The sequence below is a fragment of the Undibacterium sp. MH2W genome, assembly GCF_049340215.1.
In the GTDB taxonomy this organism is placed as follows: Bacteria; Pseudomonadota; Gammaproteobacteria; order Burkholderiales; family Burkholderiaceae_D; genus Undibacterium.
On record NZ_JBMPPA010000005.1, the window covers coordinates 171,402 to 192,535 of the forward strand.

The 21,134-nt window shown below is 47.4% G+C and carries 14 protein-coding genes; 7 read left to right on the plus strand and 7 right to left on the minus strand.

The window, feature by feature from the left end:
• Window positions 1–37 precede the first annotated feature (37 nt).
• A complete protein-coding gene (locus ACO0K2_RS13695) occupies window positions 38–4,723 on the minus strand; it encodes a glutamate synthase-related protein (protein ID WP_423019705.1) in 4,686 nt (1,561 codons plus the stop codon).
• Window positions 4,724–4,935: 212 nt separating this feature from the next.
• Window positions 4,936–5,625, minus strand: a complete 690-nt coding sequence (locus ACO0K2_RS13700; RefSeq protein ID WP_423019707.1) for an REP-associated tyrosine transposase — start codon at window positions 5,623–5,625, stop codon at window positions 4,936–4,938.
• 276 nt (window positions 5,626–5,901) lie between these two features.
• Between ACO0K2_RS13700 and ACO0K2_RS13705 the strand changes: the two genes are divergently transcribed.
• On the plus strand, window positions 5,902–7,614 hold the full coding sequence (locus ACO0K2_RS13705) for a methyl-accepting chemotaxis protein (RefSeq protein WP_423019709.1): 1,713 nt from the start codon (window positions 5,902–5,904) through the stop codon (window positions 7,612–7,614).
• Window positions 7,615–7,798: 184 nt separating this feature from the next.
• On the opposite strand, the gene ACO0K2_RS13710 is transcribed toward ACO0K2_RS13705, so the two are convergent.
• On the minus strand, window positions 7,799–8,143 hold the full coding sequence (locus ACO0K2_RS13710; protein ID WP_423019711.1) for a hypothetical protein: 345 nt from the start codon (window positions 8,141–8,143) through the stop codon (window positions 7,799–7,801).
• Between the two features lie 556 nt (window positions 8,144–8,699).
• Between ACO0K2_RS13710 and ACO0K2_RS13715 the strand changes: the two genes are divergently transcribed.
• The 3 genes from ACO0K2_RS13715 to ACO0K2_RS13725 are packed head-to-tail and all read left to right on the plus strand — an operon-like array spanning window position 8,700 to window position 15,283.
• Window positions 8,700–12,341 carry a response regulator gene (locus ACO0K2_RS13715; RefSeq protein ID WP_423019713.1) on the plus strand — a complete coding sequence of 1,214 codons (3,642 nt, stop codon included), beginning with the start codon at window positions 8,700–8,702 and terminating at the stop codon, window positions 12,339–12,341.
• A gap of 1 nt (window position 12,342) precedes the next feature.
• A complete protein-coding gene (locus tag ACO0K2_RS13720; RefSeq protein ID WP_423019715.1) occupies window positions 12,343–14,046 on the plus strand; it encodes a chemotaxis protein CheB in 1,704 nt (567 codons plus the stop codon).
• Complete coding sequence (locus tag ACO0K2_RS13725) at window positions 14,039–15,283, plus strand: response regulator (RefSeq protein ID WP_423019717.1); 1,245 nt, start codon at window positions 14,039–14,041, stop codon at window positions 15,281–15,283. Before ACO0K2_RS13720 ends, ACO0K2_RS13725 begins: the two co-directional genes overlap by 8 nt.
• On the opposite strand, the gene ACO0K2_RS13730 is transcribed toward ACO0K2_RS13725, so the two are convergent.
• Window positions 15,238–16,107: an AraC family transcriptional regulator gene (locus ACO0K2_RS13730; RefSeq protein ID WP_423019719.1), complete on the minus strand. Its 870-nt coding sequence runs from the start codon at window positions 16,105–16,107 to the stop codon at window positions 15,238–15,240. The two genes, ACO0K2_RS13725 and ACO0K2_RS13730, sit on opposite strands and share 46 nt — an antisense overlap.
• A 123-nt stretch (window positions 16,108–16,230) precedes the next feature.
• On the opposite strand from ACO0K2_RS13730, the gene ACO0K2_RS13735 reads away from it, so the two are divergent.
• Both ACO0K2_RS13735 and ACO0K2_RS13740 read left to right on the plus strand, forming a co-directional pair.
• A complete protein-coding gene (locus ACO0K2_RS13735) occupies window positions 16,231–16,770 on the plus strand; it encodes a carboxymuconolactone decarboxylase family protein (protein ID WP_423019721.1) in 540 nt (179 codons plus the stop codon).
• Window positions 16,771–16,873: 103 nt separating this feature from the next.
• Window positions 16,874–17,461 carry a uracil-DNA glycosylase family protein gene (locus ACO0K2_RS13740; protein ID WP_423019723.1) on the plus strand — a complete coding sequence of 196 codons (588 nt, stop codon included), beginning with the start codon at window positions 16,874–16,876 and terminating at the stop codon, window positions 17,459–17,461.
• Window positions 17,462–17,479: 18 nt separating this feature from the next.
• Here ACO0K2_RS13740 and ACO0K2_RS13745 read toward each other — a convergent pair whose 3' ends face one another.
• Together ACO0K2_RS13745 and ACO0K2_RS13750 are read right to left on the minus strand one after the other, a co-directional pair.
• On the minus strand, window positions 17,480–18,061 hold the full coding sequence (locus tag ACO0K2_RS13745; RefSeq protein WP_423019725.1) for a hypothetical protein: 582 nt from the start codon (window positions 18,059–18,061) through the stop codon (window positions 17,480–17,482).
• Window positions 18,062–18,077: 16 nt separating this feature from the next.
• Window positions 18,078–18,221: a hypothetical protein gene (locus tag ACO0K2_RS13750; RefSeq protein ID WP_423019727.1), complete on the minus strand. Its 144-nt coding sequence runs from the start codon at window positions 18,219–18,221 to the stop codon at window positions 18,078–18,080.
• A 350-nt stretch (window positions 18,222–18,571) separates the two neighbouring features.
• Between ACO0K2_RS13750 and ACO0K2_RS13755 the strand changes: the two genes are divergently transcribed.
• Window positions 18,572–19,045 carry a cache domain-containing protein gene (locus ACO0K2_RS13755; RefSeq protein ID WP_423019729.1) on the plus strand — a complete coding sequence of 158 codons (474 nt, stop codon included), beginning with the start codon at window positions 18,572–18,574 and terminating at the stop codon, window positions 19,043–19,045.
• Window positions 19,046–19,182: 137 nt separating this feature from the next.
• On the opposite strand, the gene ACO0K2_RS13760 is transcribed toward ACO0K2_RS13755, so the two are convergent.
• A complete protein-coding gene (locus tag ACO0K2_RS13760; protein WP_423019731.1) occupies window positions 19,183–20,853 on the minus strand; it encodes a PAS domain-containing protein in 1,671 nt (556 codons plus the stop codon).
• Window positions 20,854–21,134: the final 281 nt, after the last annotated feature.

A 21,134-nucleotide genomic window follows, 5' to 3' on the forward strand; every position in this document is an offset into this window, starting at 1 on the left:
ACTGAAGTGCGAGAGGCACATTTTGGCAAACGCGCGATTAAGCTGCTTTTTCAACTACCACGGCAGCCTGTTTGGCAGCGTGCATCTCCGCCAAGGCGCGCTTGTATTCTGTCGGGAACACTTTGACGAACTTAGCGCGACTACGTGCCCAATCATCCAACAAATTACGTGAACGTGTGCTGCCAGTATGTTTGAAATGACGTTCGATCAGCGTACGCAAGATCGCTTCATCTGTTTCGCCTTCACCACCACGAACACGGCTGTGCCAAATTGCTTTATCGATCGTTGCTGCTTGGACATCACCTGCCAGTACTGGCTCAAGGGTGACCATCGACATATTGCATTTCGCTTCAAACTCGCCATCAGGATCGTAGACGTAGGCGATACCACCCGACATCCCTGCTGCAAAGTTACGGCCAGTATTGCCCAGAACGATCACTGTGCCGCCCGTCATGTATTCGCAACCGTGGTCTCCTGTTCCTTCCACCACGGCGACTGCGCCAGAGTTACGAACCGCAAAACGTTCACCAGCAACACCATTGATAAATGCTTCACCTGAAATAGCACCGTACAACACGGTATTACCGCAAATGATGTTGTCGACTGCCCAGCCACGGAACTCTGTGTTAGGGCGAATAATGATTCGTCCACCAGATAAGCCTTTACCAACGTAATCATTGCCTTCGCCAACCAGATCCAGTGTCACACCTTGTGCCAAGAACGCGCCAGCAGATTGACCTGCAGTCCCTTGCAACTGAATATGAATCGTATCGTCAGGCAAACCAGCGTGACCATATTTTTTCGCCACTTCACCAGACAACATCGCGCCGACTGTGCGATTCAAGTTTTTGATTGGCGAAATGAAGGAGACTTTTTCTCCTGTTTCCAATGCAATCTTGGCTTGTGCAATCAGTTTGTTATCCAAGGCTTTGTCGAGACCGTGATCTTGTCCTTCGACATGACGGATATCGGGGTGCGCTGTCGTTTCGGGTTGATGGAAAATCTTCGCGAAGTCCAACCCTTTTGCTTTCCAATGGGAGATCGCTTTGGATTTATCCAGCAGATCAACACGGCCGATCAGCTCATCGTAAGTACGTACACCTAATTGCGCCATGATCTGACGTACTTCTTCCGCAACGAAGAAGAAGTAATTCACCACATATTCAGGCTTACCAGAGAACTTCGCACGCAAGACTGGATCCTGTGTCGCGACACCAACTGGGCACGTATTGAGGTGACATTTACGCATCATGATGCAACCTTCAACCACCAATGGTGCTGTCGCAAAGCCGATTTCATCGGCACCCAACATCGCCGCAATCGCGACGTCGCGACCCGTCTTCATCTGACCATCAGCCTGAACACGAACACGACCGCGTAAGCCATTCAGTACTAGTGTCTGCTGTGTTTCAGACAGACCCAGCTCCCATGGTGTGCCGGCATGTTTGATGGACGACAATGGAGACGCGCCCGTTCCGCCGTCATGGCCAGCGATAACAACGTGGTCTGCTTTCGCTTTAGAGACACCAGCAGCAATCGTACCCACACCCACTTCAGAAACCAACTTCACTGAAATCGACGCTTTTGGATTCACGTTTTTCAAATCATGAATCAACTGTGCCAAATCTTCAATCGAATAAATATCATGGTGTGGCGGTGGTGAAATCAAGCCCACGCCTGGTACAGAGAAACGTAATTTAGCAATGTATTCAGAGACCTTGTGGCCTGGCAACTGACCACCTTCACCTGGCTTCGCACCTTGCGCCATTTTGATCTGAATCTGATCCGCAGAAATCAAGTATTCTGCCGTGACACCAAAGCGACCAGAGGCCACCTGTTTGATTCGTGAACGCAGTGAATCACCATCCTGCAATGGAATATCGACTTCGATCTGATCACGGCCAATCACCGACGCTAAGCTTTCACCTTGCTTGATTGGAATACCTTTAAGTTCTTGCGTGTAACGCGCAGGGTCTTCGCCACCTTCACCAGTGTTCGATTTACCACCGATACGGTTCATGGCAATGGCCAGTGTCGCGTGTGCTTCGGTACTGATCGAACCCAAGGACATCGCACCAGTCGCAAAACGTTTGACGATTTCTTTGGCTGGTTCAACTTGATCCAATGGAATCGCTTTCGCCGGATCAATTTTGAATTCGAACAAGCCACGCAGAGTCATATGACGCTTAGATTGGTCATTGATGATCTGTGCATATTCTTTGTACGAATTGTAGTTATTGGCACGTGTGGAGTGCTGCAATTTAGCAATCGCATCCGGTGTCCACATGTGATCTTCACCACGAATACGGAACGCATATTCACCACCGGCATCAAGGGCATTTTCCAGAACAGGATCAGCACTAAACGCCAGCGAATGCAAACGCAACGCTTCTTCTGCGACTTCAAACACGCCAATACCTTCGACGTTGGACGCGGTGCCTTTAAAGTATTTATCAACCAACGATTTATTAAGACCAATGGCTTCAAAAATCTGTGCGCCACAGTAAGACATGTAAGTCGAAATGCCCATTTTGGACATGACTTTCATGAGGCCTTTACCAATCGCTTTGGTGTAGTTGTAAATCGCTTTTTCAGCGGCAATGCCACCAGGCAAGCTCGGTGCCATGTCTGCGAGTGTTTGCATCGCCAGGTATGGATGCACTGCTTCAGCGCCGTAACCTGCCAACAACGCAAAATGGTGTGTCTCACGGGCAGAACCTGTTTCAACAACGAGACCTGTTGTCGTGCGCAGGCCTTTGCTGACCAAATGCTGATGCACGGTCGATGTCGCCAACAGAGCTGGAATCGCAACGAAGTTCGCGTCCATTTTGCGGTCAGTGATGATCATGATGTTATGACCGGATTTCACCGCATCGACGACCTCAGCACAAATCGATGCCAAGCGGGCTTCAATCCCATCTTTACCCCAAGCGACTGGATAACAGATATCCAGTTCGTACGATTTGAACTTACCGCCAGTATTAGCGCTGATATTGCGCAGTTTGGCGATATCATCAAAATTCAGTACAGGTTGCGCCACTTCAAGACGCATCGGTGGGTTGATGTTGTTGGTATCAAGCAGATTAGGCTTAGGACCAATGAACGACACCAAGGACATCACCATCGCTTCACGGATCGGATCGATTGGTGGGTTTGTAACCTGCGCAAACAAATGCTTAAAGTAGTTATACAGCGGTTTGAGCTTATTCGACATGACCGCTAAGGACGAGTCATTTCCCATCGAGCCAATTGCTTCTTCACCACTCACTGCCATTGGCGTCATCAAGAATTTGATGTCTTCTTGGGTGTAACCAAAAGCTTGCTGACGGTCAAGCAAGGTCGCGGACTCTGGTTGTGCGTCAACAGTTCCTTTGAGCTCGTTGAGCTTGATACGAACAGAGCTAATCCATTGTTTGTAAGGTTTCGCGTTAGCGTAAGTATCTTTAATTTCTTTGTCATCAATGATGCGACCTGCTTCGAGATCGATCAAGAACATCTTACCTGGTTGCAGACGCCATTTTTTGATGATTTTTGATTCTGGAATCGGCAAGACACCTGATTCCGACGCCATGACGACGAGATCATCGTCGGTCACGATATAACGCGCTGGGCGCAAGCCATTACGATCAAGCGTACCGCCAATCTGACGACCATCCGTAAACGCCATCGCTGCGGGACCATCCCATGGCTCCATCATCGCTGCGTGGTATTCATAGAACGCACGACGGTTTTCATCCATCATGCCGTGGTTTTCCCACGCTTCAGGAATCATCATCATCATTGCCTGTGCAATTGGATAACCCGCCATCACCAACAACTCTAAGGCATTATCGAAGCTCGCTGTATCCGACTGGCCTTCAAAAATCAGCGGATAGAGTTTTTGCAAGTCGTCGCCCAATACGGCCGACTTCATCACGCCTTCACGCGCACGCATCCAGTTGAAATTGCCTTTGACGGTATTGATTTCACCGTTGTGCGCAATCATGCGGTACGGGTGAGCCAATGGCCACTCAGGGAAGGTATTAGTAGAGAAACGTTGATGGACTAAAGCTAACGCAGAGACGCAGCGTTCATCTTGCAAATCTTTGTAGTAGACGCCTACCTGATCGGCCAACAACAAGCCCTTGTAGACAATCGTACGCGCTGACATGGAGGGCACGAAGTATTCTTTGCCGTGGATCAGCTTTAGTGCTTCGATCGCATGCACTGCGGACTTACGGATCACGTACAGTTTGCGCTCTAACGCATCGGTCACCATGATATCTGGACCGCGACCGATGAAAATCTGACGAATCACTGGTTCTTTTTCACGCACGGTCGGCGACATCGGCATATCGCGATCCACAGGCACATCGCGCCAGCCCAAGACGACTTGTCCTTCAGCGCGCACTGCACGCTCGATTTCTTGCTCGCAAGCCAAACGAGAAGCGTGTTCTTTTGGCAAAAAGATCATACCAACGCCGTATTCGCCTGGTGGAGGCAATTGGACGCCCTGCTTCGCCATTTCTTCGCGATAGTATTGATCTGGAATTTGGATCAAGACACCCGCACCGTCACCCATCAGCGCGTCCGCACCAACAGCACCCCGGTGGTCAAGATTCTTCAAAATCAGCAAGCCTTGTTCAACGATGGCGTGATTTTTCTTACCCTTGATGTGCGCAATAAAACCGACGCCGCAGGCATCGTGTTCGTTCGATGGATCGTATAAACCTTGGGCTTGCATAGCTATCTCCAGAGAGCAAAATTGAAAGTCTGAGAAAGAGGATAGTGCAGCGCAAAAGAAACTTCAACAAGAATAAATAGGGTCAGAGTGCATTAAAAATATAAATCATTTGCGTGTTTTTTTATTGGGGTCAGAGTCGATTTTTATCATTAAAAAGAAGCAGATCACCTCTGCTTCATTCTGATACAGCATCACGCCGCATTCAAGCTTGACTACACTTGCTTACGAGGACGTCCCGGTTTGGCAGGCTCAATCCGACGCTCGACCAACTTTGCCATGTCCACTTTAAAATCGGTTGTGCCGAGCAACCACCCTTTATTTGTCGCTTCAGTCAGGACATCAATCTGTTTTGCAGAAACGGATGCGGCAATCATCTCTTTGTAATTGGCCTCCCGTTGGAACGGGGTATTTCCCAGCGCCCAAAAAATCGGATGATCTGAGACCAGCGGATCAAGCCTTTGTCCCGCATGATGTTGATAACTTGACCACGGATAATCGGCTGTCTCACTGACAAGGCCCGCACGAACCGGATTCGTCTCGATGTACACACTACAAGGCAAAAAATACGATTCAGCCTGCAACACCGTCGCCTTGAAACGCCCTTGCCACAAACTACCGCCTCGCTGATATTTGTGATTAAAGTACGGCACGTAATACCGACCGATATGTTGCATCATCTTACTCAACCCCTGTTCGTCGGAAGGAGTCAGGGCAAAATGGACGTGATCCGGCATCAAGACATAAGCATGAATCGCGACCCGAAATTGTTTCGCAGCTTGCGTGAGAAAACGAAGAAAAGTCTGGTAATCATCATCATCTCGAAACAAAGAAATGCCATCGTGACAACGTTGTATCACATGGTGCAGCGCCTGCGGAATGACCAAACGGGGTAATCTTGCCATACTGTAAAGGTAAATTGCGAAATAGCTTGATTGTAGAACAGATCGTTCACCGACCCATCAAAAACCGATGGCGAGACGACATCCACCGATTTTATGAGAGTCATGAAGCTTTCACCATGTTCTGCGAGAATTAACGTTTCGCGATACTTTTGCAAATTTAATAGGCAGTCGACACCACCTACACCACATTCACGTATAAACTGTACATCGTGAACATTGCAGCTTAGCAACAATTAACAACATGACCCTAGCCAAATTAAAACGATCGAGACAAGCATGAATTCATTCACACATCACTTATCCGTAGGAAGACGCCTCGGACTAGGCTTCACGCTCATTCTGGTTTTGACACTGATTACCACACTGATGGCACTCTCGCGCTTAAGTCATGTCGCCACGTCAACGCGAGAATTATTAAACGACCCTCTCACGACTGAGCGCCTCGTCAGTGACTGGTATAGAAATATTCATACGGGTATTCGTCGCACTTCTGCCATTGCAAAAAGTAGCGACCCATCACTGAATGCATTCTTTAAAGCGGATCAGGAAGAATCCACACAAAGCTCGGCGGCACTTCAGAAAGCGATTGAAGCGCACATGAACACCGACAAGGAAAAAAGCCTCTTTAAAGAAATTGGCGAGGCACGCAAAGTCTATGTCGAAGGCCGAGAAAAAGTACTCACGTTAAAAAAAGAAGACAAAGCAGACGAGGCAAACCAAGCATTGGAACAAATTTTTATTCCAGCCTCTGTTAATTACATCAAAAAAATTGAAGAACTGCTCAAGTTTGAGCGAGAGCAAATTGATCAGACCGGTGCAGATATTGAATCAAGTTATCAATCAAGCCGCACAATCATGATCATCTTGTCCTTGATTGCTGTGAGTTTATCCGCTGCACTGGCTTGGATCATTACACGATCCATTACAACGCCATTGATCGAAGCGACCGCGGTAGCAAAAAGAATGGCACAAGGCGATTTGACGCAATCGGTAACAAATCAACGCCAAGATGAGATCGGAGAATTGGTCGATGCCATCAACGGCATCAATACTGGCTTAAGCTACGTGATTGCGGACGTCAGACAAGGCACCGAAACGATTCATGTCGCAGCCAGTGAGATCGCCGCTGGTAATGCCGATTTATCCTCCCGCACAGAATCTCAGGCAGGCTCTCTCGAAGAAACCGCTTCCTCGATGGAAGAACTGACCTCCACCGTCCGCCAGAATGCGGATAATGCCCGACAAGCGAATCAGTTGGTGGTTACCGCCTCAGGCGTTGCAGTCAAGGGCGGAAGCGTCGTCGAACAAGTCGTGACGACTATGGGCTCCATTAAGGAAAGCTCCAATAAAATCGTGGACATTATTTCGGTAATCGATGGCATTGCTTTTCAGACCAACATTCTGGCATTAAATGCCGCCGTCGAAGCAGCACGTGCTGGAGAACAGGGTCGTGGATTTGCGGTCGTGGCGTCCGAAGTACGTAGCCTGGCACAACGCAGTGCTTCTGCTGCAAAAGAAATCAAAACATTGATTGACGATTCCGTCGAAAAAGTCGACTTCGGCAGTAAGTTGGTCGATACCGCTGGGATGACGATGAAAGAAATTGTCTCCAGCGTGCAGCACGTTGCGGACATTATGGCGGAAATTAGCTCAGCGAGTCAGGAGCAAAGTTCGGGCATCGAACAAGTCAATATCGCGATTAACGAAATGGACCAGATGACGCAACAAAACGCGGCGCTGGTTGAGCAAGCGGCCGCAGCCGCTGAGAGCATGCGCGACCAGTCGACAAAATTGTCACAGGTTGTCGCGCAATTCAGGCTATCTGATGAACACAACGCCAAACTCACAGCAACAATCAACAAGCCTGCAAGCCCAACGAGACCGTCTCCACGATTGGCACCATCGACAGTAAGACCGACACCGCGCAAAGCGATAGCGCAAGTGCCGTCTCGCGGCGCGGATAACCCCGCTGAATGGGACGAGTTTTAAGATCGATGCAGAGGGATGCAAGGGCTGTCGTTGTCAGATACCGATTGCATCCCGCTCTCGCAGCATGACAAGAGCGAGAACATCTGACAAAAATACTAACGGTATAAAGAGCACAAAAAACACAAAAAGCACAAACAGCTGCTGACTGTTTGTGCTTCTTTGACTTCAGTAATGCAGACCTGAATTAGAGGTAAGCTGCCACCAAATCACTCTTTTGTGCCTTCAGGCGAAAGGCGCTTAATGCTTTAGAAGCGTCTGGCACTTCACGCACCTCTGGCTGCGCGCTCATCAATTCGGAGATGCGGCTTTTCAGTGCTTTGGCCTGTGTCGCTAATTTGAAGTGTGCCTGACGTGTTGTCTGAACAATACTCCAACGTACAACAGGTGCCTGTAATGTACCGTCGAGCAGTGCACGGTCACGCAACCATTTTTCAAAGGAACGTGAAGGCAAGTCACTTTCAATCCAAATCAAATTGTCCGATGTCATTTTTTTATTATCGGAAGAGCGCACCAAAATTTCGTAAATCATTTCCAGACTCCTTTAAGATGGAACCTTCGCTGTCTCCAATAAGTGCTGGCAAAGATTCTGTAGTATCCAAAACGAGAGTAGCTGGACTCCGGTTGACAAGGAAAGTTACAAAAACCCGAAATTTTTAAATTATTTTTCCTTTTTTTGATAAAAAATTCTGATTACGTGGCTTTTTTAGCAATTAAATTATCATTTTTATTATTTAATGCGCGGAAAAAGTAATACAAATTGTAAGCGCCATTCACTTACCCTCACCCCTTTCTTCAGATATCGACAAAGTGACTGCCATCGATGGTAGGAACTCTGCAACACTCCCTCTTCAATCACCACGGATGTTGTTGCTTTTCTAACGGCAATTATTGACAATAGAAAAGGAAGCTGCGACGCAACAAAGAGCGTGTCACTGCCTACACCGTTCTACCAGAGCATCAAATCTCGCTGCAACCAGCACCACATTCAACACACACCGCACTCTCCTCCCATGAGACGCCCGGCACGTGTTGCACAAGACGCCGCATTCGCAACGCACTATTGTCTGACTCCATCGGAGATATGTATGAATTTGACGTTGAAACAGAAATTGCTTCTTATTGTGTTGGTGGTCGGCATTGGCCTCACCACGATCTCCGGATTTATTCTATTCGAGTTAAACAACGTCTTTAACCAAGCTAATTATGGCAATGTCAATACCGTAGGCAGCGTATTGATCCTTGGCGATACACGAGAAGAATTCAACCGCACGCGTACACTAGTGGAGCTGCACGCTTCCAACAGTGATCGACAAAAGCGCATAGACATTGAAAAAGACATCAAAAAAAGCCGCTACGCACTGACAGAACTTTTGACGAAATATGAAAGGAATGGCTGTGTGAGTACGAGTTGTATTAGTGATGACAAAGATCAACGCTACCTCAACTTACTGAAGTCTATGTTGCAGGACCTGAGTACAGATATCGATACTTTTCTGACTTCGTCAAAAGATAAAAATGGTGACGTGCTGTTAGACGACAATTTAAAGGCGCAATTTGATCAGTGCAACACCCTGATTCAAGACATGCTTTTGTATAACGTCAAACTAGGAAACGATAGCGCGAACGATGCCCAGGCATCAAAAAATCAAGCGCTGATCAATGGCAGCCTGATTTCCATTATTTTATTGGTGATCGTGACACTCATTTGTCTGTTTCTTGCTCGTGCCGTATTACGCAATTTGGGAGGAGACCCACAAGAAGTAACAGACATCGTCAAACGCGTCGCAACGGGCGATCTACGGCTCAGCCATATTTTAGACTCTGCCCCCGAAAACAGCCTGTTAGACAATATTAAAAAGCTCGTCCAAAATCTGGCTGATTTAGCTGTCCAGACCGATCTGATTGGTAAAGGTGATTTTTCCAAAGAGGCGCGTGTATTATCTGATCACGATAGACTCAGTATATCCATCAATAATATGACCAGCCTGTTGCGTGCTGCAAAGCTCGACAACGATACCCGTAACTGGCTCAAGGATGGTAACAGCCAAATAGCCACTGCGCTCACGGGAGACTATTCCATCCAAGAGCTCAGCAATCTCAGCGTCACCATTCTAGGGCGTTATCTCAATGCCGGACGCGCCGTCATGTATATCTACAAAGAAGACGAAGCAGCGCTCGATCTCATGGGTAGCTATATGTACACCGAACGAGAACACCTCGGCGCTCGTTGCAAACTCGGTGAGGGTGCGATTGGTCAAGTGGCACGTGAACGCAAACCCATCATTCTGACGACCATCAGTCATGACTCCGCCCCCATTACGACCGGCACCACAAGCAATAAGCCCTTATTCACTTACACGTATCCACTCATGAGGGATGAAGCACTGCTCGGTGTCATTGAGCTAGCGAGCTTCGTCAAATTTGAACCGATACACTTAGAGTTCGTATCGAATGCGTGTGGCGTCATCGCCTCGTTCTTGTATATCGCTGAACAGCGAGACAGTATCCGCGAACTCTTATCAAAAGCCACCGCTGCAGAACAAGATGCGCGTCAGCAAAGCGAACGCTTGCAAGAAACCAACGCGCAAATGGAAGAACAGCAACAACAGTTGCAACAACAAAGCGAAGAACTACGGCAAGCAAACGCCCAAATGGAAGAGCAGCAGCTTGTTCTGGAACAGAATAATCAGGCATTAAAGCAATCCCAACTTGAACTCAACCTGAAAGCCAAAGATCTCGAAAATTCAGGCAGATACAAATCCGAATTTTTAGCGAATATGTCGCATGAATTGCGGACGCCGCTCAATGCGATTATCTTACTTTCGAAGCTCATGGCAACAAACAGCGACCATTCGCTGTCTTCGGAAGATGTCAAACGCGCCGAGGTGATTTTACGCTCTGGGAAAGATCTCTTGGCATTGATCAATGATGTGCTCGATCTATCAAAAATTGAAGCAGGCCATATGGATATCGCCTATAGCGAGATCACAACCACGGCCTTCACCTCGTATCTGCAAGACCTCTTCGGTGCGCAAGCGGAAGAAAAGAATCTCCAGTTTATCATCGACGATCAGTTGAAATCTGACTTTGTCAGTGATCACGACAAGCTCGCTCAGATCATGAGAAATCTGCTGTCGAATGCATTCAAGTTCACCAAAAAAGGAAGCATCACCCTCCGCATTACAAAACGTTCCGGACACAGGCTACCCATTTGTCTCAGCGTGATCGATACGGGCGTCGGTATTCCAAAAGAAAAACAAGAAGTCATTTTTGAGGCTTTCCGACAAGCAGATGGTTCGACATCTCGTGAGTTCGGTGGTACGGGACTTGGTTTAACGATCAGTCGTAGTATTGCTGCCTTACTCGGTGGGACAATTGATATACAAAGTGTGGAAAATCAGGGAAGTACTTTCTCGCTTTATTTACCTGAAAAACCAGCCGGTTGGGTCGCTAAAGTAAATCATCACACCACGTCCACACCTTTACCAGGATCCATACTCACCCCCGTAACGGATGACCGCTTGCACATCAACCCCGGCGACAAACTGATCCTGCTGATCGATGACGACCCCATATTCCGTATGGCACTACTAGAGATCAACCGTCGTCTTGGTTACAAGACACTGCTTGCAGAAAATGGTACGCAAGGTATTGCCATGGCACATACCTACCAACCCTCAGGAATCCTACTTGACCTCGGCTTGCCGGATATGGATGGCGCACTTGTCCTAGAAAAAATTAAGTCATCGCAAGACCTTGCTTCCATTCCTATTTATATCGTCTCAGCAAGGGATCATAGTGCTGCGAAGGATCTGACACACAGCATCGGCTATCTACAAAAACCTGCAAATGAGAGCCAATTAATCGAAGCGGAAGCGACTTTACTTTCGTTTGTCCGCCAACCGAATGCACACGCCATTCTTACGATCACCAGTGGTGGTGTCACTGCGGAGGAAATAAAAACATTACTTGTGAATCAGCCTGCTCACGATCAAAAAATGTTTCGAGAAGTGCGCGCGGAAGAGGATATCTCCGCTGCTCTTAACGAAGGCATCTGGAGTATCGCCATTATTGATTTAACGGGCATTTCAGTTCAACGCGCCATCGAGATTGCGCAGGCAACGAAAGAAAGGAATACGCATACGGCACTCATTTTTATGAGTACCATTGAACTCAATGAAACCGATGAGGCAAGCTTACATCGCTATTCTGACTGCATTATTATCAAAACACCCCAATCCGAGTCACGTCTGCTACTCAACATTGAACGATTCCTCAATCAAATCAAACATGTCCCAGCGATTAAACAATCGGCCAACCGACCTGAAACACAACGCAAAGAATTAGCAGGCCAATCCATTCTGGTCGTCGATGACGATCCCCGTAATCTGTTTGCAGTCACGGCGGCATTAGAACAACACGGTGCGAAAGTGCTCTGCGCCATCAATGGAAAACTCGCCTTAGCAATGCTAGACAAAGAGGGTGTTGACCTTATTCTGATGGACATCATGATGCCTGAGATGGATGGCTATGAGGTGATCGCCGCTGTCCGTGCCAACGCACAACTATCAGAGATACCCATCATTGCATTAACCGCTAAAGCGATGCCGCAAGATAAGCAAAAGATTCTAGATGTTGGTGCGAACGACTATTTGTCTAAGCCAGTCGATTTTGATGAGTTAATCCATTTGTCAAAAAAATGGATTAGCAGTAAGGGGCAACACTAAGGTGGAGATTTTCGTCAGGCAAACTGAACAATTACACCGAATTTGTATTCTCGGGGCGATCGAGAACGATCAGCACTGTCAGACAGTGTCGTCCGCCATCAATGCAACGCCGATCAATCACGCATTACAAATTGATTTTTACGATGCAGATCATGTGGATAGCAACGTACTAGCAATACTCCGTGATTGTGCTGACAAGCGCCCCGCATTTAAAATCGTCGCTTATCATCATCTGTTGGGCCAACGCTTGGTACGCCTCAATTTACCTGTACTGCAAAAGCAGGTAGAGGCAACGATCACGCATCATGTCCAATGCCAGGTGGTGGCGATCGCAGGATCGGCAAATAGTCTTGATAAATTAATGTACCTTGTTGAACAATTGCCGGTCACGGAAAGTTGCCTCTTCGTTCTACAGCATGTACTAGAAGACCAGATCAGCTTGTTAGACAGTCTCTTGCGGGTAAAAACCGACTACACGGTCGTGATGCCGCATCATATGCAAACTGTCGAACCAGGAACTATTTATGTCGCCCCACCTGGGCATCATATGAGAGTCGCACATGGTCTGATTTATCTCACGAAAGATAAAAAGATCCAATTTTCGAGACCATCGATTGACGTGCTATTGACGTCCTTGGCACTGGAATATGGTGACAAAGTGACCGCGGTTATTTTGTGTGGCTTAGGTAATGACGGAGTCGTAGGCTGCGGCGCGTTGAAGAAAGCAGGTGCCACGGTCATTGTCGAAGACTCGTCGGAATGCGCCGGTGCTGACGCGATGCCAGACGCTATTGTAGAAGCAGGTCATAGTCACTACGTTTTCAAGCATCACGTCATCGCCAGCGTGATGAGAGCGTACCTCGATGGTAAGACCTCCTCGATCAGCGATCAAACAATGAATGGCTTTTTACACGCGTTAGATATTCAATACGGATTCAACTTCTCACAGTATCAACGCGGTAGTCTGATGCGACGCGTTCATCATCTGATGAACCGATTTCACCTTCCCAGCTTCGCTGACTTTCAACTCGCGATTCTCTCCAATAGGGCGTTGTTTGAAAGAATGCTCGCAGAAATGTCCGTCGCTGTAACACAATTCTTTCGTCATCCAGCGCAATTCGCTCAATTACGGCACGTCGTATTACCTTATCTAGCTAGTTTTCCGGTCGTACGCATGTGGTCGGCGGGCTGTGCCACGGGGGAAGAAGCGTACTCGCTATCTATTCTGGTCCATGAGTTAAATATCGAAAAAAAGTGCCGACTATTTGCGACAGATATTAACCAGCATTTACTCAATATCGCCGTTACAGCCTGCTACCCGCTAGAGGAATTGGCGCAAGCATCGAGCAATTATTTGCAAACTCAAGGTACCGGTCAATTTAACAATTATGTCGATATACACTCTCGCTATCTGAGTATCAAAGATCATTACAAAAAACTTCCTGCTTTCCATCAACACTCGTTGCTAAATGATGGTAGTTTTAATGAATTTCAGCTTATCATCTGTCGTAATGTCTTCATTTATTTTGATACTGAATTACAGAAAAAAATATTGCTGCGTTTTTTTGATTGTTTACATAGAGATGGTGTTTTGGTGCTGGGTCCACAGGACGGGATAGACGTTCTGGCACGCTCAGTGGGTTTTACTCCTTTCATTGAAGGTACGACGATTTACCGTCGGAACAACGAGAAGAATAATGGCTGAAGAATTTGTGGTGCTGATCGTCGATGATAATGTGAATAACATCTTCGCATTGAAATTGTTGCTGACAAAATTGCCTGGCATGAAGATCATTGAAGCGAGCTCTGGAGAGGATGCCTTACTACTATGCATCCAACACCAAGTACACTTGATCTTACTCGATGTACAAATGCCCAAAATGAATGGCTACGAAACAGCGCGCCATCTACAAATGATGGAGCGTACACGCACGATTCCTATCGTTTTTCTGACAGCCCATCTGCGTAGTGAAGCGTTTATCCAGCAAGGATATGCACTGGGTGCCGTTGATTACCTCACCAAACCTATTGACGATAATTTGCTCCTCAATCGCGTTCGCCATTATCAGCATCTGCATGATCGCGAAACCAATTTATGGGAACGCACCAAAGAACTGCAAAGCACAACCGATCAATTGCAAAACACCCTGAATCGCTTAAAGCAAACGCAGGCCCAACTCGTTCAATCAGAAAAATTGGCCGCTCTTGGCCGTATCGTCGCGGTTGTTGCACATGAGCTCAACACACCAATCGGTAATTGCCTCACAGTCGCCTCTACGCTCGATGAAAAAAATCAGGCATTTGAGAATATAGTGAAAAGTGGAGAACCCTTAAAGCGCGGACAAATGCTCGATTATCTGTCGCAAACACACGAAGCAATGGGGATGATCTCACGTGGTTTAGGCAGAGCTGGTAAGTTAGTAGAAAATTTTAAAAAAATATCAGTTGATCAGGAGTCGGATGTAAAGAAGCAATTCGACCTCAAAACACTCATCGAAACGACACTCTCCTTGCAGTCCTTAAACGATAAGGAAAATCGTTGGGAGGTGGATATCGATGTCCCACCGACCATCGTTCTCCATAGCTATCCGGAGACGGTCGCACAAATTATTTCGATCTTATTTGATAATGCCGTCACGCATGGGTTTGAAGGTAGACAGAACGGTCATATCCGTATCGCTGCGAGAGACAGCGATGACAAATTATGGCTCGATTTTTCTGACGATGGCTGCGGCATGTCAGAAGAAATAAAGCAGCGTGTTTTTGATCCGTTTTTTACAACCCGCCTGGGAAAAGGAAATAACGGACTGGGTATGAGTATTTGCTATAACCTCATCGAAGGCATCCTTGGTGGTCATATCAGCATTCAGAGCCAACAAGGTAAAGGAACGATCATTCACATTGAAATGCCCTTGGTCGCACCGGCACTTGGTTTTAGCTGAGTTTCGATTTGTCGCCAGTGCGTCGGCGACATGCCTACAACAAGTTTAAATGCACGTAAAAAACCAGCTTGGCTGATATAGCCAACGCGCTCAGCCACAAGTTTTAAGGGGACTCCCTCTTTAATCATGGTTTGCGCTAACGTGACGCGCCATCGAGTCAAATAATTGCCGGGAGAGTCGCCGACCTCATTCTTAAAGGTCGTCGCGAAGCTGCTTCGTGACATACCAGCGACGTCTGCCAATGTTTCCAATGACCACTGACGTGCTGGCTCGGCATGCAATACCGCCAGTGCTTTACTAATTTGCGGGTGCGTAAAACTCCGCAATAGGCCAGGGTCGCGATCTTCTTTGGCGAGCACCGCCCGCAATACATCAATCAATAACACTTCAAACAAGCGATCCAATATCTCTTGTCGTCCAGGTTTGTTATCAAACGCCTCGCCAAACAGCAGAGTCAACAACGCCTCCGCACCATGTAAATCATGCAGCGGACAAGAGAATCGGGCGGGCAACGCCCGTAAAATTGGATTAAAGGTTTGGTGCTCAAAGCGCATGGAAGCACAAACCAAATCGGCACCGCCGTCAGGCGAAGGGAGGAACCGATGTTGGAGAGGTCTGGAGTAAAACACCAGCGTTGGCTCCTGCAAGGTCACCACATAACCAGTGTCATCTTGCATGCTAATGCTACCGGCTTTGAGCAAATGCAGAAAACCCGTTCCAAGGTCCGCACCAAACGTGACGTCGTTACACAAATTACCTGAAAAAAATAATTGGGCTTGCGCTTTGAAATGCGCGAGAAGCGGCGCGAGAGGATCATGGGTCATTTTGGACGATTCGCAATCAATTTGATACTTTTGTTTAACAAACGTCTTTCAGTATAGCCTATTCTCTCTTCTGTCGCTCACATCGAGAGATAACACTTTACTTTCATTGACCAAGGATTAATCATGACTTATATCGCTTCTTTAACGATGGACCAAGCAGATTCAACAACAGCAGCAACCTTAAATGCGGTCAAAGCGCAAATCGGGATGATTCCTAATTTGTTTGCAACGTTAGCAAAATCACCAACAGCATTACATAGCTTGTTAGGTCTGAATCAAACGATTGCCAGCGGTCGTTTATCAGCGAGTGAACGTGAGGTTATCGCGTTAGCTACATCACAAGCAAACAGTTGCCAGTACTGTGTCAGCGCGCATAGCTTGTTAGGTAAGAATGCCGGATTAAACCAAGAACAACTCCATGCGGCGCGTTTCGGTGATGCCGTCACTGATCGTGCTTCTGCCATCGCAGGTTTTACTAAGGCATTAGTAGAGCATCGCGGCCACGTCAGCATTGAGACGCTGGATCAGCTCAAAGCGAATGGCTTGAGCGAAGCGGACTTTTTAGAGATCATTGCTAACGTGGTTGCAACCACATTGACCAACTACACCAATAATATCGCTAGAACAGTGATTGATTTTCCTGTTGTCGCGCTCAACGCGTAAGCAGTTGTGGATGAACGGTGATCGGAGCAACCTACCCTCTGGATTGATGGTAGATTCTCCGGCATCGTATCTTTCTTAAAGAGAGTGCAGGAGCAGATTTCTGATGACATCAACGACATTACCTGAATTGATACATGCGGTCCGTCAATGCACTTTATGCGAGGCGCACTTACCTTCGCCGCCGCGTCCGATCATTCAAGTACATCCAAACGCCAGAATCCTGATCGCGGGTCAAGCACCAGGTAGCAAAGTGCAAGCATCGGGGATTCCATTTGATGATGCAAGTGGGGATCGCTTGCGTGAATGGATGGGGGTGGGCAAAGATACTTTTTACGACGAACGACAGATTGCGATTTTACCGATGGGATTTTGCTATCCGGGCACTAGTCAGTCAGGCGATCTACCACCACGCAAAGAGTGTGCGCCACAATGGCGCTCACAATTATTGGCACATCTACCTCATATAGAGCTTTGCCTCGTGATCGGTCAGTATGCGATGGCATGGCATCTACCTGAGAGTAAAGCGCGCAACGTCACGGAACACGTCAAACATTGGCAGCAGCACTGGCCAACTGTGCTGCCGCTACCGCATCCTAGTCCACGCAACAATATCTGGCTTAAACAAAACCCATGGTTTAACGACGACGTGTTACCTGCGTTGAAAGAGCGTATTGCGCAGCTCTTGGGGTAATCATCATGAAAAAAACATTTACTGACAAGTAATCTGTGCCGTCACACCATTACCAACCGTGCCAGTACCGTTGGTCACGGTACACGTTTGCTTGGAGGGCTGTGTATAAACCGTCACCGTGTAACTCGCACCCGCCGTCAGCGGCGTTGGGAAAATAAAGCTACCACCTGTACTGGTGTAGTTGTCTTTGCCATTGTTCTGCAAAACGACACTCTGTCCTGACTGCAATCCAGTCACATTTCCATAAACATAATTACTACTAGAGATATTCTGCAGACAACTTACTGTAACGTTGGTGACATTCGAACTATTGAAACTGGCAATCGAGCCAGAACCATTTGTTACTGAACATGTTTCATTAATTGGCTGCGTACCCACGGTCACTGCATATGCTGCACCTGCTGAGATTGTTTTTGCAAATGTAAAACTCCCGTTCGCAGTCACCGTCAGAGAATCGGTGCCATTGTTGAGCAAGGTGACCGACGTGCCACCAGCAAGTCCGCTAACCGTACCACCAATGGTTCCCTCAAAAGTACCGCCACACCCACTCAGAACAATAGCGCTTGATGCGCTCAGTAAAGCCAATTTTAAATAATTCATACCATTCATTCTTTCTTCAAAGGGGAGTCCCCTCACGGTTTTTATCGCGAGCGGCAATCGTCACTAATCGGTCCGGATCAATGAAAATGGCCTGTGCGGCTTCAAAGCGATGGTGCGATATGGCAACGTCGCATGGCATGCCATACACTACTAGTTGCATTTTATCCCTCACTAGGGGTGCAATTGGTAACAATTTATGTCTTTTTACCTGCTTTTACGTCCACTCCCAAGATCCGTCCCTTGTGATGAAACATATCAAAGACATTGGACTAATGCCGCCATGACCAAATGTGATGCGCCAACGCGCCTGAAACGAAAATTTACACAAACCCCTTCGTTTCTTTTTGACTTCAGCCACTTGGAGACCTACTGTACCTATATCTATTTATTGACAGAAATAAATAGGTCACAAGCGAAGGTATAGAGAACTATGGTGATGCAGTGTCATTTTTCTTGCTTTCTAAAAAGACCTTGCAATGATGCAATAAGGTCAATTCACAGGAGATAACCATGATTAAAAAAATGTTACGTGGATTATTTGTTTTCTGCTCGCTCTTCCTGTTGCAATCGTTCAGTTACGCAGCTGACGAGCATGGCAACACAGAGGAAGCGACAGCCCTCGTTAAAAAAGCGGTCGCGTATTTAAAGGCCAATGGTCCCGAAAAGAGCTTTACCGCCTTTAACGATAGTAAAGGAGAATTTATCAAAAAAGATCTCTACATCTTTGTGATCAATCGACAAGGCAAAATGCTTTCACACGGGATGCTTCCTAAAATTATCGGAAAAGATGTACTAGAAATGAAGGACGCCGATGGCAAGGCGCTGTTTAAAGATATGCTGACGGCAACAGCGACAAAAGACAGTGCATGGATCAATTACAAATGGCCCAATCCGACTACCAAACGGATTGACGACAAATCAACCTATCTAGAAAAGGTCGATGACATGGTGGTGGGCTGCGGTGTATATAAAAATGGGAATTAGCTACGCGTAACATCAGACATTGGACGTTAATTGGAAGCGAACGCGGCGGCCCTGCCTTCCCTCGCTTCCACCTCAACTCTTACATTCCCCTGCGAAAGGTCATGATCGATAGAGACGCTATCATCACCTTCGCTTCACTACCGTTTTTGTGCGGTCACATCCCAGTTCGCCCCAATGATACGCGTAGGTCGCCCAATCTCGTCCCGGGTGACGCGGCCGGTGCTGCGTAAGAATCGGATCGTTTTGTCAGGCCACAAAATACGAAACTCGACATCAAGTAAAGCGGATCCGGCGATCGCCGTTTGCATGGCGGCATTGGTTGTGGTGACGTCATCGGGATGAATCGACTTCGTCCATAAGTCATAAGCGGAAATACCATCTTCCTTACTCGTGCCATAAAGACGATACATCCAAGCGTCCCAATTCAACGTATTGTTGACCATATCCCATTCCCAGATGCCAATCCCACCAGAATCTGTTGCGAGGGAAATTCTTTCCTTGGCTTCTTGCAAGGCTTTTTGCTCCGCGATTCTTTCCGACACGTCCTCGTGAGTGCCAAACATCCACTCAGGTGCCCCATCAGCGGTCCACGTCATGACTCGCCCCATGCTCCGGATCCAAACCCAATGTCCATCGCGATGCTGCATCCTAAATTCACACTGGTAACTCTTACTCTGATCGGCAAAATGCTGATCAAGACGCACACCCGACATTTTCACGTCGTCGGGGTGCATGTTATTGATCCAATACTGTATCGAGGGTGGCGAAAAATCCGCCAGAGTGTAGCCAAGAATCTCGGCCCAGCGTTCGTTTAATATCACCTCACCACTTTGCACATTCCACTCCCATGTGCCAAGCTGTGTGCTATCAATGATATGCATCAGCCGCTGGTGCTTCTGCTCGAGCTGATGCTTCATGATTCGTCGCAGCGTCACATCTTCAATCACAACAATGCTGTTATAAGAGTTTTCTTTTGCATCATGCGCCAGCACTGCTGAGAGCAACACATCAATGATCTCTCCGCTTTTTTTGACCATTTGGTACGGCACGTTATCACACCGACCCGTTTTCAAAAAATCAGGGAAAACGACACTGTTTGCGTACTCCCTTGACGCTGGCGTCAGAAAATCAATGGAATACCGACCAATCACCTCATCGCGTTCGTAACCCAATTTTGACAACCAGGTATCGCTCACGGTTAATAGGCGACCTTGATCATCGATCGAATGCAACATTGCTGGGGCAGCTTCATACAACCGTCGTAAATGCGCCTCGCTCTGCTGAAGTTCGTGCAGTGCCTGTTTATAGCCCCGAGTCGCGCGACGACCTTCGAGGGCAGCCGCTGCTGCTAGTGCCAAATTTTTTAAAGTAGCACGCTGTTGATCATCTAATTTTTTTGGTTGATGATCGATCACACACAGCGTGCCAACGCGATGACCATCACTCAGGACAATCGGCGCACCTGCGTAGAACCGAATATCAGGCGGACTAACAACGAGAGGATTATCGACAAAGCGCGGATCCGCCAGCGCGTCAGACACCTCCATTAAATCGTTACCAAGGATTGTGTGCGCACAGAATGCGATATCGCGTTGCGTTTGAGAGACGCCTGGTAGACCAACGTTCGCCTTAAACCATTGCCGCTCAGCGTCGATCAGACTAATCAAGGAAATCGGTGTCCCGCAAATGGACGAGGCAATTTGTACTAGCGCGTCAAACTCGGCTTCTGGTGAGGAATCAAGTACCTCAAGTGCTGCTAACGCAGCGAGGCGTTCTTTCTCATTGTTGGGCAAAGGGGCTGAGTTCATGTCGTTTTCAATAGCATCAATTATTAATATACTAACAAAACTATCAGCAAAGCACAGGGAACCTCAAACCGCGCCAGCACGTACTAAAGGGACACAACCACGTTTTTGTTCATCGGAAAGAGTAGCAGAAGTTGATTGCTTACATTCGTGTCTGTACAAAAATAGTTTCAGATCATGCTGAAAAAGGACAAAAATGCGAGGCAAATAGCAACATATAGGCGGAAAACCATACAAATACCGTTTAAACGGTCATTTGACGAAAAAAAACGCACAGAACACTA